Genomic DNA, 26,773 nt, shown 5'->3' on the forward strand with positions numbered 1-26,773 from the left:
CGCGTGCTGGAACGTCTGTCATGGAAAAGGCTCGTCTTTGAACTGATCTTATGTTGTATTCCGGCCTTCATTCTGGGGGCCTTTCTTGGACATCTGCCGTGGTTTCTGCTGGCCTCGGTCACCGGGCTGCTGATCTGGCATTTCTGGAACCTGTTGCGCCTCTCCTGGTGGCTATGGGTTGACCGAAGTATGACGCCTCCACCGGGAAGCGGCAGTTGGGAACCGCTGCTTTACGGTTTGCATCAGATGCAGATGCGTAATAAAAAGCGCCGCCGCGAACTGGGAAGCCTGATCAAGCGTTTTCGCAGCGGGGCGGAGTCGCTGCCGGATGCGGTCATTCTGACGACCGAAGAAGGGACAATCTTCTGGTGTAATGGTCTTGCGCAACAGTTGCTGGGGTTGCGCTGGCCGGATGATAATGGCCAGAATATCCTCAACCTTCTGCGTTATCCTGAGTTTGCGCAGTATCTAAAAAAGCGTGATTTTACCGGTCCGCATAATCTGAAACTCAATAATGGTCGCCATCTGGAAATCCGCGTGATGCCCTACAGCGATCGGCAGTGGCTGATGGTGGCACGCGATGTCACCCAGATGCACCAGCTGGAAGGCGCGCGACGCAACTTCTTCGCGAACGTGAGCCACGAATTACGCACCCCGTTGACCGTACTGCAGGGTTACCTGGAGATGATGCAGGAGCAAACGCTTGAAGGTGCGCCACGTGAAAAAGCGCTGCACACCATGCGCGAGCAAACGCACCGTATGGAAGGTCTGGTGAAACAGCTGTTGACGCTCTCAAAGATTGAAGCGGCGCCAACGCTTGCGCTGAATGACACCATTGATGTCCCCATGATGCTGCGGGTGGTGGAACGTGAAGCACAGACGTTAAGCCATAAGAAGCACCACCTGACTTTTGAGGTCGACAATACGCTGAAGGTTTTGGGCAGTGAAGATGAGTTGCGCAGCGCCATTTCCAACCTGGTGTATAACGCGGTGAATCATACGCCGGAAGGGACGGAGATCGTGGTGCGATGGCAGCATACCCCTACGGGCGCTGAATTTAGCGTCGAGGATAATGGTCCGGGGATTGCTCCGGAGCACATCCCGCGTCTGACCGAACGCTTCTATCGCGTGGATAAGGCGCGATCGCGACAGACAGGGGGAAGCGGTCTGGGGCTGGCGATTGTAAAACATGCCGTCAATCACCATGAAAGCCGCCTCGATATTCAGAGTATTCTGGGTAAGGGAACCCGCTTTAGTTTCGTGATCCCGGAACGATTAATTGCCAAAAAGATCGCCTGATAACGGGTGTGTCATTTTACCTTTCCACGGGTCAGCGTTTGCTGGCCCGTTTGCTTTGCAGTCAAACGAAACGCGAATGAATTTTATACGGCTGACTGTTTTTTGTTCGCATGATTAGCCATGGGTTTTTCTGATAATTAGCGTATTGTGCTGGTATTTTTTTTCATTGTGGCATATTGTTCTGGTTTTGCGATCCCACCTTGCCTTTAAACGTTATAAGCGTTTAAATTGCGCCCCAGATACTGTCAGACCGACTGTATTTGCGTGGTAAATCGAAAAACTATTCTTCTCCACGCCAGGACGGGAGCATTTCCCGCTGAAATTGAGCAATTTTTCGGCTGTATCTTCCCACCAGGGAAATCGAAAAGCTCAATGTTTTCAACACCACATCCACAGGCAGTAAGGTTTTATGACCCATCACTTAAAATCGCGTGACATCATCGCGCTGGGCTTTATGACATTTGCGCTGTTCGTTGGCGCAGGCAACATCATTTTCCCTCCAATGGTTGGTTTACAGGCGGGTGAACACGTCTGGACTGCCGCATTTGGTTTCCTGATTACTGCTGTGGGTTTACCGGTACTGACCGTTATCGCCCTGGCGAAAGTGGGTGGCGGTGTTGATAGCCTCAGCACCCCGATCGGCAAAGTGGCGGGTGTTCTGCTGGCAACTGTCTGCTATCTGGCAGTGGGCCCACTGTTTGCGACCCCGCGCACGGCGACCGTTTCCTTCGAAGTGGGCATTGCTCCTCTGACCGGTGACGGCGCGATGCCGCTGTTTATCTACAGCCTGATCTACTTCGCGATTGTGATTCTGGTTTCTCTCTATCCGGGCAAGCTGCTGGATACCGTAGGTAACTTCCTGGCTCCGCTGAAAATTGTGGCGCTGATTGTGCTGGCGGTTGCGGCGATTGTCTGGCCGGCAGGTCCGATTAGTGACGCCATGGATGCCTACAAAAATGCCGCATTCTCCAACGGCTTTGTGAACGGCTACCTGACGATGGATACGCTGGGCGCAATGGTGTTTGGTATCGTCATCGTTAACGCCGCGCGTTCCCGTGGTGTGACCGAAGCACGTCTGCTGACCCGCTACACCATCTGGGCTGGCCTGATGGCCGGCGTGGGCCTGACGCTGCTCTATCTGGCGCTGTTCCGTCTGGGTTCCGATAGCGCCATGCTGGTTGATCAAAACGCGAATGGCGCGGCTATTCTGCATGCTTATGTTCAGCACACCTTCGGCGGTGCGGGCAGTATGCTGCTGGCAGCGCTCATCTTCCTGGCATGTCTGGTGACCGCCGTTGGCCTGACCTGCGCCTGTGCTGAGTTCTTTGCGCAGTATCTGCCGCTCTCTTACCGCACTCTGGTGTTTATTCTCGGCATTTTCTCCATGGCGGTGTCCAACCTCGGTCTGAGCCACCTGATTCAGGTCTCTATTCCGGTGCTGACGGCTATCTACCCGCCGTGTATCGTGCTGGTGGTACTGAGCTTTACTCGCCCGTGGTGGAATAACTCCTCACGAATTATTGCGCCAGCCATGTTTATCAGCCTGATTTTTGGTATCCTTGACGGGATTAAAGCATCAGCTTTCGCAGAAATTTTGCCAGCCTGGACACAGCGTCTGCCGCTGTCCGAACAAGGCCTGGCCTGGCTGATGCCTACCGTTGTTGCACTGGTTCTGGCGGTTATCTGGGATCGTGCTGCAGGGCGTCAGGTCGCATCGAACGCCCATTAATCAACGGCAACAAACTGTTTAACCACGGGGCTTAAGGCCCCGTGGTTTTTTGTTTTTTTCGTGTTGAATGGCAAGATTTTAATGGAAAGCACTAACAAACTTAAACGTGGACTGAGCACGCGCCACATCCGCTTTATGGCGCTGGGCTCCGCTATCGGTACCGGTCTTTTTTATGGCTCGGCAGATGCCATTAAAATGGCCGGTCCAAGCGTTCTGTTGGCCTACATCATCGGCGGTGTAGCGGCCTATATCATCATGCGTGCCCTCGGGGAGATGTCGGTTCACAATCCGTCAGCCAGTTCGTTCTCCCGTTACGCGCAGGAAAACTTAGGTCCGCTGGCCGGGTTTATTACCGGCTGGACCTATTGCTTTGAAATCCTGATTGTGGCGATTGCCGATGTGACCGCGTTTGGTATCTATATGGGGGTCTGGTTCCCGGCGGTACCGCACTGGATTTGGGTGCTGAGCGTGGTGCTGATCATCTGCGCAGTTAACCTGATGAGCGTGAAAGTCTTCGGTGAACTGGAGTTCTGGTTCTCTTTCTTTAAGGTCGCCACCATTATCATCATGATTGTCGCCGGTTTTGGGATCATCATCTGGGGGATTGGTAACGGCGGTCAGCCCACCGGTATCCATAACCTCTGGAGCAACGGCGGCTTCTTCAGTAATGGCTGGCTCGGCATGGTGATGTCGCTCCAGATGGTGATGTTTGCCTACGGCGGTATTGAGATTATCGGTATCACCGCCGGGGAAGCGAAAGACCCGGAGAAGTCGATTCCGCGCGCCATCAACTCGGTGCCGATGCGCATTCTGGTGTTCTATGTGGGTACGCTGTTCGTGATCATGTCCATCTACCCGTGGAACCAGGTGGGCACTAACGGTAGCCCGTTTGTACTGACTTTCCAGCATATGGGCATTGCGTTTGCTGCCAGTATTCTGAACTTTGTCGTGCTGACTGCGTCGCTTTCCGCGATCAACAGTGACGTCTTTGGCGTGGGGCGTATGCTGCACGGCATGGCGGAGCAGGGCAGTGCGCCAAAGGTATTTGCCAAAACTTCACGCCGCGGTACGCCGTGGGTCACCGTGGTGGTGATGACCGTGGCGCTGCTGTTCTCGGTTTACCTGAATTACATCATGCCGGAAAACGTCTTCCTGGTGATTGCATCGCTGGCGACCTTCGCGACGGTGTGGGTGTGGATTATGATCCTGCTGTCACAGATTGCATTCCGCCGTCGTCTGTCTCCGGATGAGGTGAAAGCGCTGAAGTTCAAAGTGCCGGGCGGTGTGGCAACGACCGTGGTTGGCCTGCTCTTCCTGGTCTTTATCATCGCCCTGATTGGCTACCACCCGGATACCCGTATTTCCTTATACGTCGGCTTCGCGTGGATCGTCCTGCTACTGGTTGGCTGGATGTTTAAATGCCGCCGTGACCGTCAGCTGGCGGAAGCACAGTAATGTTAATGCCCGACGATGTCGGGCATTTTTTCTCCTCCCCCCCATCCTCCTCCCCCATCCTCCTCCCCCAATAAACCGCATCATGATGAGCTAACCTTAACCACCCTGTGGCAAGGTGACGTCAATTTCATCAAAGGGGATTCGTGATGTTAAACGCCTGGCACCTTCCGGTTGCCCCATTTGTTAAGCAAAACAAAGACAACCTTGTGATTACGCTCTGGCTGACGGGGGAAAATCAGCCTGAACGCGTGACGCTACGCGCCGAAATTGATAACGAAGAGACCGCGCTGAAAATGCACAAACAGCGTAGCCAGCCGCAGCCGGGTATCACAGCCTGGCGGGCAAATATCGACTTGCGCAGCGGGCAGCCACGCCGGCGCTACAGTTTCAAACTGCTGTGGAACAACCGTCAGCTGTGGTTTACCCCGCAGGGGTTTAGCCGTTTCCCTCCGGCCCGTCTTGAGCAGTTTGCCGTTGATTACCCGGATAACGGACCGCAATGGGTTAACGATCAGGTCTTTTATCAGATTTTCCCGGATCGCTTTGCCCGCAGTGAAAAACGCACTGCTGACCAGGATAAGATCTATCACCACCATGCCGCAGGCCATGACATTATCCTGAAAGCGTGGGATGAACCACTGACCGCGCAGGCGGGCGGTTCGACGTTCTACGGCGGCGATCTCGACGGTATCAGCGAAAAGTTGCCGTACCTGAAAAAGCTCGGCGTGACGGCGCTGTATCTCAACCCGGTGTTTAAAGCTCCGAGCGTACACAAATACGATACCGAAGATTATCGCCACGTTGACGCGCAGTTTGGCGGCGATGAGGCGTTATTGCGCCTGCGGCAGAACACCAGAAATGAAGGCATGCGCCTGATTCTGGACGGTGTGTTTAACCACAGCGGAGATTCTCACGCGTGGTTTGACCGTCATAATCAGTCGATGAGCGGAGCATGCCATAACCCGGATTCACCGCAGAGAAGCTGGTATAGCTTTAATGAGGAGGGACGAGCGCTGGACTGGCTGGGTTATCCGAGCCTGCCAAAGCTGGATTTCCAGTCACCTTCTCTGATCGATGAAATCTACGGCGGTGAAGACAGCATTGTGCGCCACTGGCTGAAAGCACCGTGGAATATGGATGGCTGGCGCCTGGATGTGGTGCACATGCTGGGCGAAGCGGGCGGGGCGCGGAACAATATTCTACACGTCGCGGGTATTACCCGCTCTGCAAAAGCGGCTCAGCCAGAGGCGTTTGTGTTTGGCGAGCATTTTGGCGATGCGCGCCAGTGGCTGCAGGCCGATGCGGAAGATGCGGCGATGAACTATCGTGGCTTTACCTTCCCACTGTGGGGATTCCTCGCGAATACCGATATCTCCTACGATCCGAATCACATTGATGCCGAAACTTGTATGGCGTGGATGGATAACTACCGCGCCGGTCTGTCGCATCAGCAGCAACTGAGAATGTTTAATCAGCTGGATAGCCACGATACGGCGCGCTTTAAATCCCTGCTTGGCAAGGATGTGGCGCGTCTGCCGCTGGCGGTCACCTGGCTCTTCACATGGCCAGGCGTACCCTGTATTTACTACGGTGATGAAGTAGGGTTGGACGGTAACAATGATCCCTTCTGCCGCAAAACCTTCCCGTGGCAGCCAGCGAAACAGGACAAGGTGCTGTTCAGCCTTTATCAGCGGTTGGCGAAGTTACGTAAACAGCACCAGGCATTACGCTATGGCGGATGCCAGGTGGTGTACGCCCACGACAACGTGGTGGTGTTTGTCCGTGTTTATAACCAGCAGCGCGTGCTGGTGGCGATTAACCGGGGTGAGGCCTGTGAAGTGGTGCTGGATGACTCCCCATTGCTGCACGTGAAGGCGTGGCAATGTAAGGAGGGTAAAGGGACTCTTCAGGAAGGCATACTCTCATTACCTGCTATTTCTGCTTCCATCTGGTTCGGTAATTAATCTCTGTCTGCAACCGGTACGGTGTACGGGTTGCAGAATATTTCCCTGTGTTGTTCGGTTTTATTCAACAGAGGGGACAAATATCTTTACTATTCGCTCAGTCAATTCTCGCTATACTCAATTTGCTTTATCAGTCAGGGCCCTTTCTCATATAGCACACCGAATGTTTACTTTTAACCCATTGTTTAAAAGGTACTTTTATGTCTATTCGTGAACTGATTGACCCATCCAATTCCGCACTGATTTTTATCGATCACCAACCGCAAATGTCCTTTGGTGTCGCTAATATTGACCGTCAATTGCTGAAGAATAATACGGTAGCACTGGCGAAAGCCGGCAAAATTTTTGATGTTCCTGTTATCTACACGTCGGTCGAAACGAAAAGCTTCAGCGGCTATATCTGGCCAGAATTGCTGGCGGTTCATCCGGATGTCAAACCCATTGAACGTACCTCGATGAACTCCTGGGAAGACGATGCGTTTGTTGCGGCAGTTAAAGCAACGGGCCGTAAGAAACTTATCATCTCAGCCCTGTGGACCGAGGTTTGCCTGACTTTCCCGGCGCTGATGGCGCTCGACGAAGGCTTCGAAGTGTACGTGGTAACCGATACGTCCGGCGGTACATCCGTTGATGCGCACGAACGAGCGATTGACCGTATGGTTCAGGCCGGGGCCGTACCGGTGACCTGGCAGCAGGTGTTGCTTGAGTACCAGCGCGACTGGTCCCGCAAAGGCACTTACGACGCGGTAATGGACCTGGTTCGCGAGCACAGCGGGGCTTATGGCATGGGCGTTGATTATGCCTACACCCTCGTTCATGGCGCGCCAGAACGTAAAGCGTAAACCTTTCAGGGCGGGGTTCTCCCGCCCATCAATGACCAGGGAGCTTTTATGGCGCAAACATCACATGTGACGCTGGTGATTACTCACACGTTACTTCCAGGACAGGCTGAGCACTACGAACAGTGGCTTGGCAGGATCATGCCCATCGCGGCGGAATTTCCCGGCCATCTGGGCGCGAACGTGATCCGCCCGTCCGAAGGACAAAACCTGTGGACGGTGATCATCCGCTTCGACACCCTCGAACACCTCTATGAGTGGACTCAGTCTGATACCCGCAATGCGCTGGTGAAAGAGATTGAACCGCTGCTGGCGGAAGGCGACAAAACCGAAGTGCGTACGGAACCTGCGTTCTGGTTTACGCCACCGGAGACACACGTACGTAAGCCAAAACAGTGGAAACAGTTTCTGATCACGCTCCTGGTGATCTTTCCCAGCACCAATCTGGTACCACAAGTGACTGGCGCGCTGCTTCCTGGCCTGAAAGGCTCATTGCTGCTGCATTTGATTAACGATGCCTGTGTGGTCGCGCTGGTGGTCTGGCTGTGGATGCCCATCGTGACCCGTCTGTTTGCCGGATGGCTAAAAAAAGCCTGATTCGGCCGAAAGGAGTACGTTATGTCTCAAACTGCCACACTGATCTTAACTAAGGGTAAGATCCATACACTCGATCGTGAAAATCCGCTTACCGAGGCGGTAGCGATCGCCAACGGCAAGATCCTTGCTACGGGTAATCACGATCGCATCATGAGTTATGCGACGCAGGGAACGCAGATCGTCGATTTACAGGGAAGCACGGTAATCCCCGGCCTGAACGATTCTCACCTGCACCTTATTCGCGGCGGGCTCAATTACAACCTGGAGCTGCGCTGGGAAGGTGTTCCTTCACTGGCGGATGCGTTGCGCATGCTTAAAGTTCAGGCCGACCGCACGCCGTCACCACAGTGGGTGCGTGTTGTCGGCGGCTGGAGCGAGTTTCAGTTTGCTGAACGTCGAATGCCGACCATCGAAGAACTCAATGAGGCGGCGCCGGACACCCCGGTATTTGTGCTGCATCTCTACGATCGCGCGTTGCTCAACCGTGCAGCCTTGAAAGCTGTCGGGTATACCAAAGAGACCCCGAACCCGCCGGGCGGCGAGATTGTGCGCGACAACAACGGTAACCCGACCGGGATGCTGATCGCCAAACCCAATGCAATGATCCTCTACGCCACACTGGCGAAAGGGCCGAAACTGCCGATTGAGCACCAGGTGAACTCTACGCGCCAGTTTATGCGCGAGCTGAACCGCCTGGGATTGACCAGCGCAATTGATGCAGGGGGCGGTTTCCAGAACTACCCGGAAGATTACGAGGTAATTGCTGAGCTGCACGCCAAAGCGCAGATGACTGTGCGCATTGCTTACAACCTCTTTACCCAGCGCCCAAAACAGGAACTGGACGATTTTGAGCGCTGGACAGATATGCTCAAGCCGGGTCAGGGAACGGATTTCTATCGCGCGAACGGAGCCGGTGAGATGCTGGTCTTCTCGGCGGCGGATTTCGAGGATTTCCTTCAGCCGCGTCCGGATCTGCCGGAAGGAATGGAAGACGAACTGGAGCGTGTGGTGCGTCATCTGGTGGAAAACCGCTGGCCGTTCCGCTTGCACGCGACTTACGACGAATCCATCAGTCGGATGCTGGACGTGTTCGAGAAAGTGAACCGCGATATCCCGTTCAACGGGCTGCACTGGTTCTTCGACCATGCAGAAACCATTACCGAGCGCAATATTGAACGCGTTAAGGCGTTGGGCGGTGGGATTGCGGTCCAGCACCGCATGGCATTCCAGGGCGAGTACTTTGTCGACCGCTATGGCAAAGAGGCGGTGAAGCACACGCCACCAGTGGCGAAAATGCTGGAACTGGAGGTGCCGGTTGGGTTAGGTACGGACGCGACCCGCGTGGCGAGCTATAACCCGTGGACGGCGCTCTACTGGCTGGTATCCGGGCGTACCGTGGGTGGGCTTGCGATGTATGACGACAATAACCGTCTGCCGCGTGACGTAGCTCTTGAGTTGTGGACGGCAGGCAGTGCGTGGTTTTCCAGCGAGCAGGGTAAAAAAGGTCGCCTGGTAGAAGGGCAACTGGCGGACCTGGTGGTGCTGTCGAAAGACTACTTCAGCGTGCCGGAAGAGGAGATCAAAGGTATTGAATCGGTACTGACCGTGGTGGATGGCAAGGTGGTGTATGCCGCCGGACATTTCAGCCCACTGTCGCCACCGCCAATTCCGGTTGTGCCCGAGTGGTCGCCGGTGGTGAAGGTACCCGGACATTATCGCTCCGCACCGCCAGCCGCCAGTAAAGTGGGCGCGGTGGTACAGATGCACCAGTGCATCGGGAGTTGTGGCGTGCATGGGCATGCGCACGGTATCGCGCGCCAGTCGGATATTCCTGTTTCCGATGAACAGGCATTCTGGGGCGTGTTAGGGTGTTCGTGCTTCGCGTTCTAAAACAGAAGGCCCGCATAAGCGGGCCTTTTTCGTAAACCGTGCCGATTACAGGCTGGATACGTTCTCAGACAGGTATTTCGCTACGCCGTCTGGAGAGGCAGCCATACCTTCTTTACCTTTTTCCCACTGAGCCGGGCACACTTCACCGTGCTCTTCGTGGAACTGCAGCGCGTCAACCATACGCAGCATTTCGTCGATGTTACGACCCAGCGGCAGATCGTTCACAACCTGGTGACGCACGATGCCGTTTGCGTCGATCAGGAAAGAACCACGCAGTGCAACGCCAGCGTCCGGATGTTCGATACCGTAAGCCTGCTGGATTTCGCGTTTGATGTCCGCAACCATTGCGTATTTCACCGCACCGATGCCGCCTTTGTCGACAGGGGTGTTACGCCATGCGTTGTGTACAAATTCAGAGTCGAAGGAGACGCCAACAACTTCTACGCCACGCTTCTGGAATTCTTCATAACGTTTGTCGAACGCGATCAGCTCAGACGGGCAAACGAAAGTGAAGTCCATTGGCCAGAAGAACAGAACGGTCGCTTTACCGTTGGTGTGCTGTTTGAAGTTGAAGTTTTCAACGATTTCACCGTTGCCCAGAACTGCTGCAGCTGTAAAATCCGGAGCCGGACGAGTTACCAGAACCATATGATTCTCCTGTAGATACTAAGGTTATTTGGAACGCAACGCGAGCCAGTATAGAGAGTGTTCATGGATAAGACAAAGAGGTGGTGACAATCGTTCCGCCAGCTTTTACCTATCAATGCGAATTCTGTCAGAGCTGTTTGCTTTTCGCCTGCGCCATCATGCGCGGATAGAATTGCCAGAATCGGGTCTCCAGCGCATCGTAATGTTCATTCAGGTCATACCAGGAGTCGCGCAGCGCATCCAGGCGCGGTCGGCGACTGGCCATCCCATTTAACACATTCTGAATGAAATCCATCTCGCGATAGCGCTCCAGCCAGCGTTCTGACCACAGGTAGTTATTCAGATTCACAAAGCGCGGCGGCGAGTCGGGCAAAATGATTGACACCTGCTGGTGGGCATAGCGCACAAAATCCGGTAATGGCAACTCCGGCGAGAGTTGTGCCCAGTGGCGCGACAGGAAATGATCCCACATCACATCAAGCGTGATCGGCGCTACCCGGCGCGTTTCGGGGCGAAACCACGCTTTGGCTTCCGTCACTTCCGGCAAGTTATCTGTCAGCACGTCGATACGGCGATGCATAAAAATACCGTCAACGATCTCAGGGGAATAGTTCTCAGCGGGGTTACCGCGTACGAAATCGGCCAGCAAATTACCGGAAAGGGAGCTGTCAGCGAGGTGGGCGAGATGCAGGTGAGCGAGAAAATTCATGCGTTTTATTTGTCCGGGGGTGGCTAGTTGTTGCAGCAAAAGGGTGTGAGCACTAGACTATGCCGCCTGTTTTTAAGTCACGAGTATACGTCATGCGCGTCGCCGATTTCTCCTTTGAACTACCTGAATCCCTGATTGCTCACTATCCAATGCCTGAGCGCAGTAGCTGTCGTTTGCTGTCACTGGATGGGCCAACGGGCGATCTGACGCACGGTACTTTCACCGATTTGCTCGACAAGCTCAACCCTGGCGATCTGCTGGTCTTTAACAATACCCGCGTGATCCCAGCGCGCCTGTTCGGCCGTAAAGCCAGCGGCGGCAAGATTGAAGTGCTGGTCGAACGTATGCTCGATGATAAACGTATTCTGGCACATATTCGCGCCTCTAAAGCACCCAAGCCGGGTGCAGAACTGCTGCTCGGTGATGACGAGAGCATCAAAGCGACCATGACCGCGCGCCACGACGCGCTGTTCGAGGTGGAATTCGATGACGAGCGTACTGTGCTCGACATTCTGAATGCTATCGGCCACATGCCGTTGCCGCCGTACATTGAGCGTCCGGACGAAGAGGCCGACCGCGAGCTGTACCAGACTGTCTATAGCCAGAAACCTGGAGCAGTCGCCGCGCCGACCGCGGGTCTGCACTTTGATGAACCGCTGCTGGAAAAACTGCGTGCAAAAGGCGTTGAGATGGCGTTCGTGACGCTGCACGTTGGCGCGGGTACCTTCCAGCCGGTGCGCGTGGACAGCATCGAAGATCACATCATGCACTCCGAGTATGCCGAAGTACCGCAGGACGTGGTGGATGCTGTTCTGGCGGCGAAAGGTAGAGGGAGCCGCGTGATTGCCGTCGGCACTACCTCTGTGCGTTCGCTTGAGAGCGCCGCACAGGCCGCGAAGAACGATCTTATCGAACCGTTCTTTGGCGATACGCAGATCTTCATCTACCCAGGTTATCAGTACAAAGTCATTGATGCGCTGGTGACCAACTTCCATCTGCCTGAATCCACGCTGATTATGCTGGTGTCCGCGTTTGCGGGTTATCAGCATACGATGAATGCCTACAAGTCTGCGGTAGAACAAAAATATCGCTTTTTTAGCTACGGGGACGCGATGTTTATCACGTACAATCCGCAGGCTTTGAATGAGCGTGTCGGGGAATAAGTCCGCGGCACCGTTTTACAACGTTGGACTGTTTTTCTGACGTCGGAGAAAAAATGAAATTTGAACTCGATACCACCGATGGCCGCGCGCGTCGCGGTCGCCTGGTGTTTGATCGCGGTGTGGTGGAAACCCCCGCGTTTATGCCTGTGGGCACCTACGGCACCGTAAAAGGAATGACGCCGGAAGAAGTGGAAGCCACTGGCGCACAGATTATCCTCGGCAACACCTTCCACCTGTGGCTGCGTCCAGGTCAGGAGATCATGAAGCTCCATGGCGACCTGCACGACTTCATGCAGTGGAAAGGCCCAATCCTGACCGACTCCGGCGGTTTCCAGGTCTTCAGCCTGGGTGATATTCGCAAGATCACCGAGCAGGGCGTACACTTCCGTAACCCGATCAACGGCGATCCTATTTTCCTCGATCCAGAAAAATCGATGGAGATTCAGTACGATCTCGGTTCTGACATCGTCATGATCTTCGACGAATGTACACCGTATCCGGCCGACTGGGATTACGCTAAACGCTCTATGGAGATGTCTTTGCGTTGGGCGAAGCGTAGCCGCGACCGTTTTGACTCCCTGGAGAACAAAAATGCGCTGTTCGGCATTATTCAGGGCAGTGTTTACGAAGATTTACGTGATATCTCCGTTAAAGGTCTGGTAGAGATAGGTTTTGATGGCTACGCTGTCGGCGGTTTGGCTGTGGGTGAGCCGAAGGAAGACATGCATCGCATTCTGGAACATGTCTGCCCGCAAATCCCGGCAGATAAACCCCGTTACCTGATGGGTGTGGGTAAACCAGAGGATCTGGTTGAAGGTGTACGCCGCGGCATTGATATGTTCGACTGCGTGATGCCAACCCGTAACGCGCGTAATGGTCATCTGTTTGTTACCGATGGCGTGGTGAAAATCCGTAACGCGAAGCATAAGAGTGACACCAGTCCGCTCGATGCCGAGTGCGATTGCTATACCTGTCGCAATTATTCTCGCGCGTATCTGCATCATCTCGATCGTTGCAATGAGATTTTGGGTGCGCGTCTCAATACCATTCATAACCTTCGCTATTATCAGCGCTTAATGGCTGGTTTACGCAAGGCTATCGAAGAGGGTAAATTAGAGAGCTTCGTGACCGATTTCTACCAACGTCAGGGTCGAACCGTTCCACCTTTGAACGTTGATTAATTTTAATAATGAGGGAATTTGAATGAGCTTTTTTATTTCTGATGCGGTAGCGGCAACAGGTGCTCCGGCGCAGGGCAGCCCGATGTCTCTGATTCTGATGCTGGTTGTGTTCGGTCTGATCTTCTACTTCATGATCCTGCGCCCACAGCAAAAGCGTACCAAAGAGCACAAAAAGCTGATGGACTCCATCGCGAAAGGCGATGAAGTGCTGACCAACGGTGGTCTGGTTGGTCGCGTAACCAAAGTGGCTGAAAGCGGCTACATTGCTATCGCGCTGAACGACACCACTGAAGTGGTTATCAAACGTGACTTCGTAGCTGCCGTTCTGCCGAAAGGCACTATGAAGGCGCTGTAATCCCAACTTTTCCCAAAGGGAACTGCCGTGTTAAACCGTTATCCTTTGTGGAAGTACATCATGCTGGTCGTCGTGATTCTCGTCGGCCTGCTGTACGCGCTTCCCAACCTGTATGGTGAGGATCCGGCTGTTCAAATCACTGGCGCGCGCGGTGTCGCCGCCAGTGAGCAAACGCTGATCCAGGTCCAGAAAACGTTACAAGAAGAAAAAATTACCGCTAAGTCTGTGGCTCTGGAAGAGGGTGCAATTCTTGCTCGCTTCGACACCACCGACACGCAGCTCCGCGCCCGTGAAGCGCTGATGGGCGTGCTGGGTGATAAATATGTCGTGGCGCTTAACCTTGCTCCTGCAACCCCTCGTTGGCTGGCTGCACTGAACGCAGAGCCAATGAAACTCGGTCTTGACCTGCGTGGTGGCGTTCACTTCCTGATGGAAGTGGATATGGATACCGCGCTGGGCAAACTGCAGGAACAGAATATCGACAGCCTGCGTAGCGATCTGCGTGAAAAAGGCATCGCGTACACTACCGTACGTAAAGAAGATAACTACGGTATGAGCATCACGTTCCGCGACAGCGCGGCGCGCGATCAGGCTGTAACTTATCTGTCTCAGCGTCACCGCGATCTGGTGATCACCTCTTCAGGCAGCAACCAGCTGCGCGCGGTGATGACCGATGCGCGTCTGAGTGAAGCGCGTGAATACGCCGTTCAGCAGAACATCAACATTCTGCGTAACCGTGTAAACCAACTGGGTGTGGCTGAGCCTCTGGTACAGCGCCAGGGTGCTGACCGTATCGTGGTCGAACTGCCAGGTATCCAGGATACCGCACGTGCGAAAGAGATTCTGGGTGCGACCGCAACGCTGGAATTCCGTCTGGTTAACTCCAACGTTGATCAGTCCGCTGCCGCCGCAGGCCGTATTCCGGGTGACTCCGAAGTGAAACAGACCCGCGAAGGTCAGCCTGTTGTGCTGTACAAACGCGTGATCCTGACCGGTGACCACATCACTGACTCCACTTCCAGCCAGGACGAATACAACCAGCCGCAGGTTAACATCTCGCTGGATAGCGCGGGTGGTAACATCATGTCTAACTTCACCAAGGACAACATCGGTAAACCGATGGCGACCCTGTTCGTGGAGTACAAAGACAGCGGTAAGAAAGATGCCAATGGCCGTGCAGTGCTGGTGAAAGAGGAAGAGGTGATTAACATCGCCAATATCCAGTCTCGTCTGGGTAACAGCTTCCGTATTACCGGTATCAGCAACCCGAACGAAGCGCGTCAGCTCTCTCTGCTGCTGCGTGCCGGTGCGCTGATTGCACCAATTCAGATTGTTGAAGAACGTACCATTGGTCCTACTCTGGGTATGCAAAACATCCAGCAGGGTCTGGAAGCGTGTCTGGCCGGTCTGGTGGTCTCTATCCTGTTCATGATCTTCTTCTATAAGAAGTTTGGTCTTATTGCGACGTCCGCGCTGCTGGCTAACCTGGTGCTGATCATCGGCATCATGTCCCTGCTGCCGGGTGCGACGCTGACCATGCCGGGTATTGCGGGTATCGTTCTGACCCTTGCGGTGGCGGTCGACGCCAACGTACTGATCAACGAACGTATCAAAGAAGAGTTGAGCAACGGTCGCTCTGTGCAGCAGGCGATTGAAGAAGGCTATAAAGGCGCGTTCAGCTCCATCTTCGATGCGAACGTAACAACACTGATTAAGGTTCTTATCCTGTATGCAGTGGGTACTGGCGCGATCAAAGGCTTTGCGATTACTACCGGTATCGGTGTTGCAACGTCGATGTTTACCGCTATTGTCGGCACCCGTGCCATCGTGAACCTGCTGTACGGCGGCAAGCGCGTCAAAAAGCTGTCTATCTGAGGAGTGCGTTGTGGCACAGGAATATACTGTTGAACAATTAAACCACGGCCGTAAAGTCTGGGACTTTATGCGCTGGGACTACTGGGCCTTCGGCATTTCAGGTTTTCTGCTGATTCTGTCCATCGTTATTATGGGTGTGAAAGGCTTTAACTGGGGTCTCGATTTTACCGGCGGTACGGTAATTGAAATTTCCCTGGAAAAACCGATTGATATGGACCAGATGCGCGAATCGCTGCAGAAAGCGGGCTTTGAAGAGCCGCTGCTGCAAAACTTCGGCAGCAGCCGCGATATCATGGTGCGTATGCCGCCAGTGCATGATGCCAACGGCAGCCAGGAGCTGGGTAGCAAGGTTGTTAGCGTGATTAACGAAACAACCAGCCAGAATGCGACGGTTAAGCGTATTGAGTTTGTCGGCCCAAGCGTGGGTGCAGACCTGGCGCAGACCGGTGCGATGGCACTGATGGTGGCGCTGATCTCCATCCTGATTTACGTTGGTTTCCGCTTCGAGTGGCGACTGGCGGCAGGTGTGGTTATCGCGCTGGCGCACGACGTGGTGATCACCATGGGCGTACTGTCTTTGTTCCACATTGAGATTGACCTGACGATCGTGGCATCGCTGATGTCCGTTATCGGTTACTCACTGAACGACAGTATCGTGGTATCTGACCGTATCCGTGAAAACTTCCGTAAGATCCGTCGCGGTACGCCGTACGAAATCTTTAACGTGTCGTTGACCCAGACGCTGCACCGTACCTTGATCACATCCGGTACAACCTTGATGGTTATCCTGATGCTGTATCTCTTCGGTGGTCCGGTGCTGGAAGGCTTCTCGCTGACCATGCTTATCGGTGTGACTATCGGTACGGCGTCTTCTATTTACGTCGCATCCGCACTGGCACTGAAACTCGGCATGAAGCGCGAGCACTTGCTCCAGCAGAAAGTCGAGAAAGAAGGGGCGGATCAGCCGTCAATTCTGCCGTAAGACGTTTATCGCGTTATCGAAATCCCGGTCTGATGACCGGGATTTTTTTTATCTGCTCCTGACAAACACTCCTGACAGTATGCTGTCAGGAGCCCTGTCGTAGACTCTTTTCGAACCCAAACAAACAGTCAGGAGGATGTATGAAAAGTGTAATTAACTGGTTTGAAATCCCGGTCACGGATATGGATCGCGCGATTACTTTTTATGAGCCAGTGATGCAGGTTTCGTTAAAACGCGAGAAAATGGACTGCGCTGAGCTGGCCGTTTTCCCGCATGAGGATCCGGGTACCGGCGGAGCGCTGGCAAAATTTGAGGGCATTGTGCCGTCTCACGAAGGCGCTATTATTTACCTGCATACTGGCAATCTGCCGGCCACGCTCGATCGTATCGTTACCGCAGGCGGTGAGTGTGTATTCGGCCCACTGGAATTACCTCGTGGCATTGGCACTATCGCATTGTTTACCGACAGTGAAGGTAATCGCGTCGGTCTCCATCAACCTGCCTGAGAGTTAACGAAAATATGACCCGACGCGCTGACCGTTTGTTTCAGATTGTGCAGATCCTGCGGGGCAGGCGTCTGACAACGGCAGCGCATCTGGCGGACAGGCTTGGCGTGTCTGAGCGGACGGTCTACCGCGATATCCGCGACTTGTCACTTTCCGGCGTGCCGGTGGAGGGCGAGGCGGGAAGCGGCTATCGGCTGATGTCGGGTTTTGATTTACCGCCCCTGATGCTGACAAACAAGGAGTCAGAGGCGCTGATGGTGGCGATTCGCCTGCTCAAAACCTGGGGAGGAGAATCGCTGTCGCGCGAACTGGAGTCGGCTCAGGAGAAGGTGTTAGCGATTCTGCCTGAGGAGAGTCGTCGAAAGGCGGAGCAGACGCGGATCTACGCCCCTGATTTTTGCATGCAAAGCCACTCCCGTAGCGATTTTGACATGATTCATCAGGCAATTTCCGCCCAGCGCGTGCTGGCGCTGCATTACCGTGATGAAGCCGGACAGCTCTCACAGCGTGAGGTTCAGCCGTTGGGATTGTTCTTCTGGGGGGAGCGCTGGCTGCTGGCGGCCTGGTGTGAACGGCGCGATGACTACCGCTGTTTCCGGCTCGACAGGTGTCTCAATATTGTGACTACGGAAAGGCGGTTTAGCGAGAGTGCAGACAGGTCTCTGGCGGATTTTTTGCGGAAGGTTAAGCAGTAAAAAGCCAGCTCGTGAGCTGGCTTTTTGTCCGGCGGCTACCACAAGATTAGAAGTTGTAACCCACGACCAGGTAACCACCCCAACCGGTAGAACGAACGCTGAAGTCACCCTTACCGAAGTTCAGGCTGGCATCGTCGTTCCACTGGCCACCGTTGTGCCAGTAACGAGCAACAACAGAGTAGTGCCAGTGATCGTAGTTCAGAGCCAGGATGTGGCTGGAAGCGATAGAGTTGCTGGTACGAGCATGCTTCCCGTTGTTGTCATAGAAGTTATCGTCACCCAGATCTGAACCCCAGTCAAAGTTAGTGAAACCGATGTAGCTCAGATTACCGCCCCACAGCTGCGTCAGCGGTACAAAGTATTTCACTTTGAAACGGTATCCATCCCACTCGTTTTCGTTGGACGCACCGTAGTTCTGCCACTGGTATTTCGCGTAAATGTTCATGGACAGGCTCATCGGCAGACCCGTGTCGATGTCGGTACCCAGACCCATATACCAGGTGCTTTGTTCCTGAGAATCGTTGCGACCCATGTCATAGATGTAGTTGTTCGCGATGTACCACTCTTTGAACGGACCGAAGCTCAGATCGGTGCCGGTCAGTTTGTCGATGGAGAAGCGCGGTTCGATTTCCATGAACAGCGGGGAACCGTTGTTCCAGATACCTTTCGCATCGGTATTACCACCGAAGAACACCGGCAGATCCACGTAACCGTAGAAATCAAACCAGTCTTTCTTGGCGAATGCTTCGTACTCCAGGTAGGTATCGTTGCGGATCTGTGGTCCGAAACGGGTGTGGTAGCTGCCGACGACGTTAACGCTCTGGTGCCACCAGTCGGAGAGATATTGTGGTTTATCGTTTTCCGCTGCGTTAACAGTGAAAGAGGAGGAAAGTGCCAGCACGGTGCCGGCTGCAAGTAATGTTTTTTTCATAATCATGCCACTGATTGAAATTCCCTTCCGGGAGTGAAAAATGCGCGAATTGCGTTTCTAAATATTTCGTGTTTCTGCGGTGCCTATTATAGGAATCCCTGCTCACAAAAATATGTGTTGTTTCACATATCTCTCACACACGTAATCGATTGCGTTCACGTTTGCGTACTTTAAACGGCCGGGATTGTAGCGACAATCATTAATGTTGCCAATCCATACGAAATGTAAATGTTAGCGGAGTGACATTGCACTCCGCTGAAGGAGGGGTTACTGCGCGGCGGGCTGGATATCGTGGATGCGGATAAAACCTAACTGATCTGGCGTGAGTCCACTCAGCTGAAGCGGGATATCAACATCGCTGGGCGCCAGTATACTCGCGGGGGCGGTGAATAGTTGGTTCTTCACATTCACTTCCTGGTAGCTTTCGGTAGTGCCCTGGATCTGGCCCCACTCGACGGTGCCAGTGAAGGCCGGAAGGGGATCGTTGGATTCACCCTGGATGCGTAATGTTGCGCGAGTACCATCTGCATTCGCCGCAACGTTCACCAGTGACATTTTCAGCGTGCCAATCTGGCTGTTGAGTCGCGCAGGCGTATTGGCACCAGGCAGCAGATACACCCCGCTGCTGGATTTTGCGTTCAGCGCGTTTTGTTGGGTGATCTTCACCGTTTCTTTATTCAGCTTATCCATTGCCGTATTGAGCGTATTGACGCTTTGTTTCATCTGGCGAACTTCGGTTTGCTGTGCACAGGCGCTAAGGGTGAAGAGGCTCCCCACCAGCAAAATCTTCAGGTAACGTCTTGTCATTGCGTTTATTTCCTTGAAATAACGGATCCTCATTATGGTAGCCAGCATCCACCTGTCAGACATAGATCCTTTGTCTCAAAAAGCTCTTCCTTTGTTGTCAGGCCAGATCAGGGTAAAATGAAATAAGTTAACCAGATAACAGGGATACCGTATGCATTGCCCATTCTGCTCCGCTGTGGATACCAAAGTCATCGACTCTCGTCTTGTAGGCGAAGGGTCTTCCGTGCGCCGTCGTCGGCAGTGTCTGGTATGTAATGAACGTTTTACGACCTTTGAGGTTGCAGAGCTGGTTATGCCGCGCGTGGTAAAAAGTAACGACGTGCGAGAGCCGTTTAACGAAGAGAAGTTGCGCAGCGGAATGCTGAAGGCTCTGGAAAAACGTCCCGTCAGCGCGGACGACGTTGAAATGGCGTTAAACCACATTAAATCTTATCTTCGTGGTTTGGGTGAGCGTGAAGTGCCAAGCAAGATGATTGGCAACCTGGTGATGGAGCAGTTGAAAAAGCTCGATAAGGTCGCCTATATCCGCTTCGCTTCGGTCTACCGCAGTTTCGAAGATATCAAAGAGTTTGGCGAAGAGATCGCCCGCTTACAGGATTAAGCTCATGCAGGATGAGATTTACATGGCGCGAGCCATGAAGCTGGCGCAGCGCGGGCGTTTTACCACCCATCCCAACCCGAATGTCGGGTGCGTTATCGTCAAAGATGGCGAGATTGTGGGCGAAGGTTTTCACTATCGCGCGGGCGAGCCGCATGCTGAGGTGTACGCGTTGCGCATGGCCGGTGAGAAGGCGCGCGGTGCTACGGCCTACGTCACGCTGGAGCCCTGCAGCCATCATGGCCGTACGCCACCGTGCTGTGAAGCACTGATTGCGGCGGGTGTTTCACGCGTCGTCGCGTCAATGCAGGACCCGAACCCGCAGGTCGCCGGCCGCGGTTTGTATCGTCTGCAGCAGGAAGGGATTGACGTCAGCCATGGGCTGATGATGCAAGACGCGGAAGCGATCAATAAAGGCTTCCTCAAGCGCATGCGCACCGGGTTCCCGTATATCCAACTTAAGCTGGGCGCCTCTCTGGACGGTCGCACGGCAATGGCGAACGGTGAGAGCCAGTGGATCACCTCTCCGCAGGCAAGGCGCGATGTGCAACGTCTGCGTGCGCAAAGCCATGCTATCCTCACCAGCAGTGAAACCGTTCTGGCTGACGATCCCGCCATGACCGTGCGCTGGAACGAACTGAATGCCGATACCCAGGCGCTTTACCCGCAGGAGAACCTGCGTCAGCCGCTGCGTATTGTCATAGATAGCCAGAACCGCGTCACACCTGAACACCGCATTGTGCAGCAGCCCGGTGAAACCTGGATTGCGCGCACTAAAGAAGATTCACGTGACTGGCCGGAAGGCGTGCGCAGCATCATGGTGCCGGAGCATAACGGGCATCTGGATCTCGTGGTGCTAATGATGTTACTTGGCAAACAACAGGTAAACAGCATCTGGGTAGAAGCGGGGCCAACGCTCGCCGGTGCGCTCTTACAGGCTGGGCTGGTGGATGAGCTGATTGTTTACGTTGCGCCTAAACTGTTGGGTAGCGACGCGCGTGGCCTGTTTGTGCTGCCCGGGCTTGAAAAACTGGCCGATGCACCACAACTCAAATTTAGCGAGATTCGTCCGGTGGGTCCGGATGTCTGCCTCCATTTAACGACAGCGTAATTGCTCCTGAAATAGGGAAGCAGTGCGCAAAGTATTATGATAAAATCCGCCCCCCTGCGGGGCCAAATGAACCCGTAAAGGAAGAGTATGAACATTATTGAAGCTGCTGTAGCTACCCCGGACGCTCGCGTCGCCATCACCATTGCGCGTTTCAACAACTTCATCAACGACAGCCTGCTGGAAGGTGCCATTGACGCCCTGAAACGTATCGGCCAGGTTAAAGATGACAACATTACCGTTGTTTGGGTTCCAGGTGCTTACGAACTGCCACTGGCAGCAGGCGCGCTGGCAAAAACCGGTAAATACGACGCGGTGATTGCTCTGGGTACCGTTATTCGTGGCGGCACTGCGCACTTCGAATACGTTGCGGGCGGTGCAAGCAATGGTCTGGCTCACGTTGCGCAGGATGCTGAAATTCCTGTCGCGTTTGGCGTGCTGACCACCGAAAGTATTGAACAAGCCATCGAACGTGCTGGCACTAAGGCCGGTAACAAAGGTGCAGAAGCTGCACTGACCGCGCTTGAAATGATCAATGTATTGAAAGCCATCAAGGCCTGATTTTTTTGTAAGGGGAATTCCGTGAAACCTGCTGCTCGTCGCCGCGCCCGTGAATGTGCCGTCCAGGCACTTTACTCCTGGCAGTTGTCCCAGAACGACATCGCTGATGTTGAATACCAGTTCCTGTCAGAACAGGACGTAAAAGACGTCGATGTTCTGTACTTCCGTGAACTGCTGTCGGGAGTGGCGACTAATAGCGCGTATCTCGATGGTCTGATGAAGCCCTACCTGTCCCGTCTGCTCGAAGAGCTGGGTCAGGTTGAAAAAGCAGTGTTGCGCATTGCGCTGTTTGAGCTGTCTAAACGTGATGATGTGCCGTATAAAGTGGCCATCAACGAAGCGATCGAACTGGCGAAAACCTTCGGCGCTGAAGACAGCCACAAGTTTGTAAACGGCGTACTTGATAAAGCAGCACCTGCGATCCGTCCCCACAAAAAGTGATCCGCAAACCGGAGTTCTGCATTGCCTGATGGGCAGTGCGGCTCCGGTTTTTTCTTTTATTTGCTGAGGCATAACGTATGGCATGCGGCGAATTCTCCCTGATTGCCCGTTATTTCGACCGTGTCAGAACCTCTCGTCTTGATGTTGAAACCGGCATTGGCGATGACTGCGCACTTCTCAATATTCCCGAAAAACAGACGCTGGCAATCAGCACCGACACCTTAGTGTGCGGACGTCATTTTTTACCGGATATCGATCCTGCCGATCTGGCGTTTAAAGCGCTGGCCGTCAACGTGAGCGATCTGGCGGCAATGGGCGCCGATCCCGCGTGGCTGACGCTGGCTCTGACGCTGCCAGAGGTAGATGAAGTCTGGCTTGAAGCCTTTAGCGATGCGTTGTTTGAGCAGCTCAACTATTACGATATGCAGTTGATTGGCGGTGATACCACTGCCGGGCCGCTGTCGATGACGCTGGCAATCCACGGCTATGTGCCGCTCGGTCGCGCGCTGAAACGATCGGGTGCAAAACCCGGCGACTGGATCTACGTGACCGGTACGCCGGGCGACAGCGCCGCGGGGCTGGCGATCCTCCAGGACCGCTTAACCGTGAAGGATGCTGACGACGCGGCATATCTGGTGAAACGCCATTTGCGGCCAACACCGCGTATTCTGCACGGTCAGGCGCTGCGCGAGCGGGCAAGTTCGGCTATCGATCTCTCTGACGGACTGATCTCAGATCTCGGTCATATTCTGAAGGCCAGCGGCGTGGGTGCGCGTGTTGACCTGGATCTCTTCCCGCTGTCAGAGCCACTGCTTCGCCATGTGGATCCTGAGCAGGCGCTGCGCTGGGCGCTCTCCGGTGGAGAAGATTACGAGCTGTGCTTCACGGTGCCTGAGCTCAACCGTGGAACGCTGGACGTGGCGTTAGCGCATCTCGGCGCGAAATTTACCTGCATCGGGCAGATCATGCCGGAGAGCGAAGGGCTGAAGTTTGTGAGAGACGGTACGCCCATTACGCTGGACTGGAAAGGATACGATCACTTCGCGTAAGTTTGCTTTTTTCCCCTCTCCCACCGGGCTGAGGGATCCCCACAAAATAATACCAGCACGGACGACCCCCCTCTCCCTTGAGGGAGAGGGCTGGGGTGAGGGGGAACATACGGATCTGGTGGTCATTCCGTTCACTTTATGTTCATTGCTACTCTGTAACAGCATGATCTGTGAACGTGCCAGGGCGGCTCAATCGCCGCCGCCCTGGCGACCCGGGCTCCCGGCGGTAAATCGCCGCTTCGCGGTACCCTCAGCTTATTCCTTCAGGCTATCGGGTCGGGCATGAGCCTGCATCCCTGCAGGCCACGCCCTCTCGGCGCATCCCTGCGCCTCGCCCCGGCCTTACGGAAACGCTTCGGCGATTTACAGCCGGACCAGACATCGCTGTAAGCCATTAATTTTCCTGAAGCAATATTCATCGCTTCCGGTTAAAAAAAATTACTGGGGATTCCTCACCCCACCGGGAGAGGGTCAGGGTGAGGGCTTACTTAAACCCCACCATCGGATGCTGTTGATATGGCGTCTCCAGCTCGGCAATCTGCTCCGGCGTCAGCGTGATGTCCACCGCATTCAGCAGTTCATCAAGCTGTTCTTCCCGCGATGTTCCAATAATGGGTGCCGCAACCCCGCGTTTACCCAGCAGCCACGCCAGCGCCACCTGGGCCCGGGTTGCACCGGTTTCGTCAGCAATCCCGGCTAAACGTTCTGCAATCAACGCATCGCTGGCCTCTGTGCCTTCATACAGATTTTTTCCCACTTCATCCGATACCAGGCGGGCCGTGGTTTCCCCCCACGGACGGGTCAGACGACCGCGCGCCAGCGGGCTCCACGGGATCACCGCCACGCCCTCCTGATGGCACAGCGGCAGCATCTCACGTTCTTCTTCGCGATAGATCAGATTGTAGTGATCCTGCATGGTGACGAAACGCGCCCAGCCATGCTGTGCCTGGAGATCGAGCGCCTGTGCAAACTGCGACGCGTGCATTGATGAGGCGCCGATGTAGCGTGCTTTACCCGCTTTCACCACGTCGTTGAGCGCTTCAAGCGTCTCCTCGATCGGCGTGTTGTAATCCCAGCGGTGAATTTGCAGCAGATCGACATAATCCATGTTCAGGCGTCTGAGACTGTCATCAATAGAACGCAGGATCTGCGTGCGAGAAAGGCCCTGAGCCAGATCGCCAACCGGATAATACACCTTGGTGGCGACCACAATTTCATCACGACGGGCAAAATCGCGCAGGGCACGGCCGACAATCTCCTCGCTGCTGCCGTCGGAGTAGCTGTTGGCGGTGTCAAAGAAGTTAATACCACCTTCGATGGCGCGTTTGATGATAGGGCGGCTACTCTCTTCCGGCAGCGTCCAGGCATGATTGCCCCGGTCAGGCTCGCCAAAGGTCATGCACCCCAGGCAAAGTCGGGAAACCTTAAGGTCTGTTTTTCCTAATGTTGTGTATTGCATGGTTCCACTCCTGCTGTTTTAAACAATACGTTTAAGCATAGCAGGAGCAGAACAGGGGGAGGGATCAGCCCAGCCAGGAGCGGATTTTTGCTTCGATACCTGCGGCATCCAGGCCAATCGCCGTGCGGGCTTCGTCCTGAGTACCTTGCGGAATGAAGTGATCCGGCAGACCGAGGTTCAGCACCGGAACGGCTTTACGATTCGCCATCAGCACCTCGTTCACGCCGCTGCCCGCGCCGCCCATGATGGCATTTTCTTCCAGCGTCACCAGCACGTCATGGGTTTCTGCCATGTTCAGGATCAGGGATTCATCGAGCGGTTTCACAAAGCGCATATCCACCAGAGTGGCATTCAGCGTTTCAGCCACTTTCGCTGCCTCTGGCATCAATGTGCCGAAGTTCAGGATCGCCACTTTCTCACCGCGACGCTTCACCAGACCTTTACCTATCGCCAGCTTCTCCAGCGGTTGCAGCTCAACGCCTACCGCATTACCGCGTGGGTAGCGAACCGCGCTTGGGCCGTCCTGATAGTGGTAGCCGGTAAACAGCATCTGACGACATTCGTTCTCGTCGGATGGCGTCATGATGACCATATCCGGGATACAGCGCAGGAACGACAGGTCAAAAGCCCCCTGGTGTGTCTGTCCGTCCGCACCGACGATGCCCGCACGATCGATAGCAAACAGCACAGGCAGCTTCTGAATGGCAACGTCATGGATCACCTGATCGTAAGCGCGCTGCAGGAAGGTGGAGTAGATCGCGACAACCGGTTTGTAGCCGCCAATCGCCAGGCCCGCTGCAAACGTCACCGCGTGCTGCTCGGCAATGGCAACGTCAAAATACTGGTCAGGGTATTTTCTGGAGAACTCCACCATGCCGGAGCCTTCACGCATGGCCGGGGTGATCGCCATCAGCTTGTTGTCTTTTGCCGCGGTTTCGCACAGCCAGTCGCCGAAGATTTTTGAATAGCTCGGCATGCCGCCGCTGCTTTTTGGCAGACAGCCGCTGGACGGGTCGAATTTCGGTACCGCGTGGAAGGTGATCGGATCTTTTTCCGCTGGCTCGTAGCCACGCCCTTTTTTGGTCATGATGTGCAGGAACTGCGGGCCTTTAAGATCCCGCATGTTCTTGAGCGTTGACACCAGCCCCAGCACGTCGTGTCCGTCAACCGGGCCAATATAGTTAAAGCCCAGCTCTTCAAACAGGGTACCCGGTACAACCATGCCTTTGATGTGTTCTTCGGTACGCTTGAGCAGTTCTTTGATCGGCGGTACGCCGGAGAAGACTTTTTTCCCGCCTTCACGCAGCGAGGAGTAAAGCTTACCCGAGAGCAACTGCGCCAGATGGTTGTTCAGCGCGCCGACGTTCTCAGAAATCGACATTTCGTTATCGTTAAGAATAACCAGCATGTCTGGCTTGATATCACCCGCGTGGTTCATGGCCTCAAAGGCCATACCGGCAGTGATGGCCCCGTCGCCAATCACGCAGACGGTGCGGCGCTGCTTGTTCTCTTTTTCGGCAGCGACGGCAATCCCGATACCCGCGGAAATTGACGTGGAGGAGTGGCCGACGCTCAGCACGTCATACTCGCTTTCACCGCGCCACGGGAACGGATGCAGGCCGCCTTTCTGACGAATGGTGCCAATTTTATCGCGACGCCCGGTCAGAATTTTGTGCGGATAGGCCTGGTGACCCACGTCCCAGATGAGCTGATCGAACGGCGTGTTATAGACATAGTGTAGCGCCACGGTCAGCTCAACCGTGCCAAGCCCGGAGGCGAAATGGCCGCTGGAGCGGCTTACGCTGTCGAGCAGGTAACGACGCAGCTCGTCGCACAGCTTCGGCAGGCTCTCTTTCGGCAACAGACGTAACTCCTGGGTGGAGTCAACTAACGCCAGTGTCGGGTATTTGGCAATATCAAAACTCATCAAAG

Annotated in this window: 26 protein-coding genes; 19 read left to right on the forward strand and 7 right to left on the reverse strand. The window is 54.6% G+C overall.

All coding sequences use genetic code 11. The features are described from left to right. The first annotated feature begins 3 nt into the window (after nt 1–3). The 7 genes from phoR to ACJ9Y9_RS05160 all read left to right on the forward strand — a co-directional run bounded on the left by phoR (nt 4) and on the right by ACJ9Y9_RS05160 (nt 9,773). On the forward strand, nt 4–1,299 hold the full coding sequence (phoR, locus tag ACJ9Y9_RS05130; RefSeq protein ID WP_028017674.1) for a phosphate regulon sensor histidine kinase PhoR: 1,296 nt from the start codon (nt 4–6) through the stop codon (nt 1,297–1,299). A gap of 409 nt (nt 1,300–1,708) precedes the next feature. Then, nucleotides 1,709–3,028: a branched-chain amino acid transporter carrier protein BrnQ gene (gene brnQ, locus ACJ9Y9_RS05135; RefSeq protein WP_008503262.1), complete on the forward strand. Its 1,320-nt coding sequence runs from the start codon at nt 1,709–1,711 to the stop codon at nt 3,026–3,028. Between the two features lie 81 nt (nt 3,029–3,109). Next, nucleotides 3,110–4,483, forward strand: coding sequence for a proline-specific permease ProY (proY, locus tag ACJ9Y9_RS05140; RefSeq protein ID WP_028017673.1), 1,374 nt, complete (start codon nt 3,110–3,112; stop codon nt 4,481–4,483). A gap of 146 nt (nt 4,484–4,629) precedes the next feature. After that, complete coding sequence (malZ, locus tag ACJ9Y9_RS05145; protein WP_028017672.1) at nt 4,630–6,447, forward strand: maltodextrin glucosidase; 1,818 nt, start codon at nt 4,630–4,632, stop codon at nt 6,445–6,447. A 200-nt stretch (nt 6,448–6,647) separates the two neighbouring features. Next, a complete protein-coding gene (locus ACJ9Y9_RS05150; RefSeq protein ID WP_014069092.1) occupies nt 6,648–7,289 on the forward strand; it encodes a hydrolase in 642 nt (213 codons plus the stop codon). A gap of 48 nt (nt 7,290–7,337) precedes the next feature. Continuing rightward, nucleotides 7,338–7,883, forward strand: coding sequence for an antibiotic biosynthesis monooxygenase (locus ACJ9Y9_RS05155; protein WP_028017671.1), 546 nt, complete (start codon nt 7,338–7,340; stop codon nt 7,881–7,883). A gap of 21 nt (nt 7,884–7,904) precedes the next feature. After that, on the forward strand, nt 7,905–9,773 hold the full coding sequence (locus ACJ9Y9_RS05160) for an amidohydrolase (RefSeq protein ID WP_028017670.1): 1,869 nt from the start codon (nt 7,905–7,907) through the stop codon (nt 9,771–9,773). Between the two features lie 45 nt (nt 9,774–9,818). Here ACJ9Y9_RS05160 and ACJ9Y9_RS05165 read toward each other — a convergent pair whose 3' ends face one another. Both ACJ9Y9_RS05165 and acpH read right to left on the reverse strand, forming a co-directional pair. Beyond that, nucleotides 9,819–10,421 carry a peroxiredoxin gene (locus ACJ9Y9_RS05165; RefSeq protein ID WP_008503347.1) on the reverse strand — a complete coding sequence of 201 codons (603 nt, stop codon included), beginning with the start codon at nt 10,419–10,421 and terminating at the stop codon, nt 9,819–9,821. A gap of 127 nt (nt 10,422–10,548) precedes the next feature. Continuing rightward, nucleotides 10,549–11,130 (reverse strand): ACP phosphodiesterase, encoded by a 582-nt coding sequence (gene acpH, locus ACJ9Y9_RS05170; protein WP_028017669.1) that lies wholly within the window; start codon nt 11,128–11,130, stop codon nt 10,549–10,551. Nucleotides 11,131–11,222: 92 nt separating this feature from the next. Between acpH and queA the strand changes: the two genes are divergently transcribed. The 7 genes from queA to ACJ9Y9_RS05205 all read left to right on the forward strand — a co-directional run bounded on the left by queA (nt 11,223) and on the right by ACJ9Y9_RS05205 (nt 17,887). Further along, a complete protein-coding gene (gene queA / locus ACJ9Y9_RS05175) occupies nt 11,223–12,293 on the forward strand; it encodes a tRNA preQ1(34) S-adenosylmethionine ribosyltransferase-isomerase QueA (RefSeq protein WP_028017668.1) in 1,071 nt (356 codons plus the stop codon). A gap of 53 nt (nt 12,294–12,346) precedes the next feature. Next, the gene (gene tgt, locus ACJ9Y9_RS05180) at nt 12,347–13,474 is read left to right on the forward strand and encodes a tRNA guanosine(34) transglycosylase Tgt (RefSeq protein WP_028017667.1); all 1,128 of its coding nucleotides are present in this window, start codon (nt 12,347–12,349) and stop codon (nt 13,472–13,474) included. A 22-nt stretch (nt 13,475–13,496) separates the two neighbouring features. After that, nucleotides 13,497–13,829: a preprotein translocase subunit YajC gene (gene yajC / locus ACJ9Y9_RS05185; protein ID WP_000007630.1), complete on the forward strand. Its 333-nt coding sequence runs from the start codon at nt 13,497–13,499 to the stop codon at nt 13,827–13,829. A gap of 27 nt (nt 13,830–13,856) precedes the next feature. Next, nucleotides 13,857–15,704 (forward strand): protein translocase subunit SecD, encoded by a 1,848-nt coding sequence (secD, locus tag ACJ9Y9_RS05190; protein WP_072032696.1) that lies wholly within the window; start codon nt 13,857–13,859, stop codon nt 15,702–15,704. A 10-nt stretch (nt 15,705–15,714) separates the two neighbouring features. Beyond that, nucleotides 15,715–16,686, forward strand: coding sequence for a protein translocase subunit SecF (secF, locus tag ACJ9Y9_RS05195; RefSeq protein WP_028017665.1), 972 nt, complete (start codon nt 15,715–15,717; stop codon nt 16,684–16,686). A 140-nt stretch (nt 16,687–16,826) separates the two neighbouring features. After that, a complete protein-coding gene (locus tag ACJ9Y9_RS05200; protein ID WP_028017664.1) occupies nt 16,827–17,192 on the forward strand; it encodes a VOC family protein in 366 nt (121 codons plus the stop codon). A gap of 14 nt (nt 17,193–17,206) precedes the next feature. Then, nucleotides 17,207–17,887 (forward strand): YafY family protein, encoded by a 681-nt coding sequence (locus ACJ9Y9_RS05205; RefSeq protein ID WP_028017663.1) that lies wholly within the window; start codon nt 17,207–17,209, stop codon nt 17,885–17,887. Nucleotides 17,888–17,933: 46 nt separating this feature from the next. Here ACJ9Y9_RS05205 and ACJ9Y9_RS05210 read toward each other — a convergent pair whose 3' ends face one another. Further along, nucleotides 17,934–18,818: a nucleoside-specific channel-forming protein Tsx gene (locus tag ACJ9Y9_RS05210; RefSeq protein ID WP_028017662.1), complete on the reverse strand. Its 885-nt coding sequence runs from the start codon at nt 18,816–18,818 to the stop codon at nt 17,934–17,936. A 267-nt stretch (nt 18,819–19,085) separates the two neighbouring features. Continuing rightward, nucleotides 19,086–19,625, reverse strand: a complete 540-nt coding sequence (locus ACJ9Y9_RS05215) for a DUF3251 domain-containing protein (protein ID WP_028017661.1) — start codon at nt 19,623–19,625, stop codon at nt 19,086–19,088. Nucleotides 19,626–19,776: 151 nt separating this feature from the next. On the opposite strand from ACJ9Y9_RS05215, the gene nrdR reads away from it, so the two are divergent. From nrdR to thiL, 5 genes are all read left to right on the forward strand, one after another. Then, nucleotides 19,777–20,226 (forward strand): transcriptional regulator NrdR, encoded by a 450-nt coding sequence (gene nrdR / locus ACJ9Y9_RS05220; protein ID WP_008503337.1) that lies wholly within the window; start codon nt 19,777–19,779, stop codon nt 20,224–20,226. Nucleotides 20,227–20,230: 4 nt separating this feature from the next. Beyond that, the gene (ribD, locus tag ACJ9Y9_RS05225) at nt 20,231–21,334 is read left to right on the forward strand and encodes a bifunctional diaminohydroxyphosphoribosylaminopyrimidine deaminase/5-amino-6-(5-phosphoribosylamino)uracil reductase RibD (protein WP_028017660.1); all 1,104 of its coding nucleotides are present in this window, start codon (nt 20,231–20,233) and stop codon (nt 21,332–21,334) included. An 87-nt stretch (nt 21,335–21,421) separates the two neighbouring features. Further along, nucleotides 21,422–21,892: a 6,7-dimethyl-8-ribityllumazine synthase gene (ribE, locus tag ACJ9Y9_RS05230; protein WP_006176874.1), complete on the forward strand. Its 471-nt coding sequence runs from the start codon at nt 21,422–21,424 to the stop codon at nt 21,890–21,892. Nucleotides 21,893–21,913: 21 nt separating this feature from the next. Then, a complete protein-coding gene (gene nusB / locus ACJ9Y9_RS05235) occupies nt 21,914–22,333 on the forward strand; it encodes a transcription antitermination factor NusB (protein WP_006809908.1) in 420 nt (139 codons plus the stop codon). 77 nt (nt 22,334–22,410) lie between these two features. Next, on the forward strand, nt 22,411–23,382 hold the full coding sequence (gene thiL / locus ACJ9Y9_RS05240; protein WP_028017659.1) for a thiamine-phosphate kinase: 972 nt from the start codon (nt 22,411–22,413) through the stop codon (nt 23,380–23,382). A 263-nt stretch (nt 23,383–23,645) separates the two neighbouring features. On the opposite strand, the gene ACJ9Y9_RS05245 is transcribed toward thiL, so the two are convergent. From ACJ9Y9_RS05245 to dxs, 3 genes are all read right to left on the reverse strand, one after another. Then, nucleotides 23,646–23,777 (reverse strand): hypothetical protein, encoded by a 132-nt coding sequence (locus ACJ9Y9_RS05245; protein WP_255659901.1) that lies wholly within the window; start codon nt 23,775–23,777, stop codon nt 23,646–23,648. Between the two features lie 89 nt (nt 23,778–23,866). Then, nucleotides 23,867–24,841, reverse strand: coding sequence for an aldo/keto reductase (locus tag ACJ9Y9_RS05250; protein WP_028017658.1), 975 nt, complete (start codon nt 24,839–24,841; stop codon nt 23,867–23,869). A 64-nt stretch (nt 24,842–24,905) separates the two neighbouring features. Further along, a complete protein-coding gene (gene dxs, locus ACJ9Y9_RS05255) occupies nt 24,906–26,768 on the reverse strand; it encodes a 1-deoxy-D-xylulose-5-phosphate synthase (RefSeq protein ID WP_028017657.1) in 1,863 nt (620 codons plus the stop codon). Nucleotides 26,769–26,773: the final 5 nt, after the last annotated feature.

It is taken from the genome of Enterobacter sp. CPE_E1241 (genome assembly GCF_045618265.1).
Lineage (GTDB): Bacteria > Pseudomonadota > Gammaproteobacteria > Enterobacterales > Enterobacteriaceae > Enterobacter > Enterobacter adelaidei.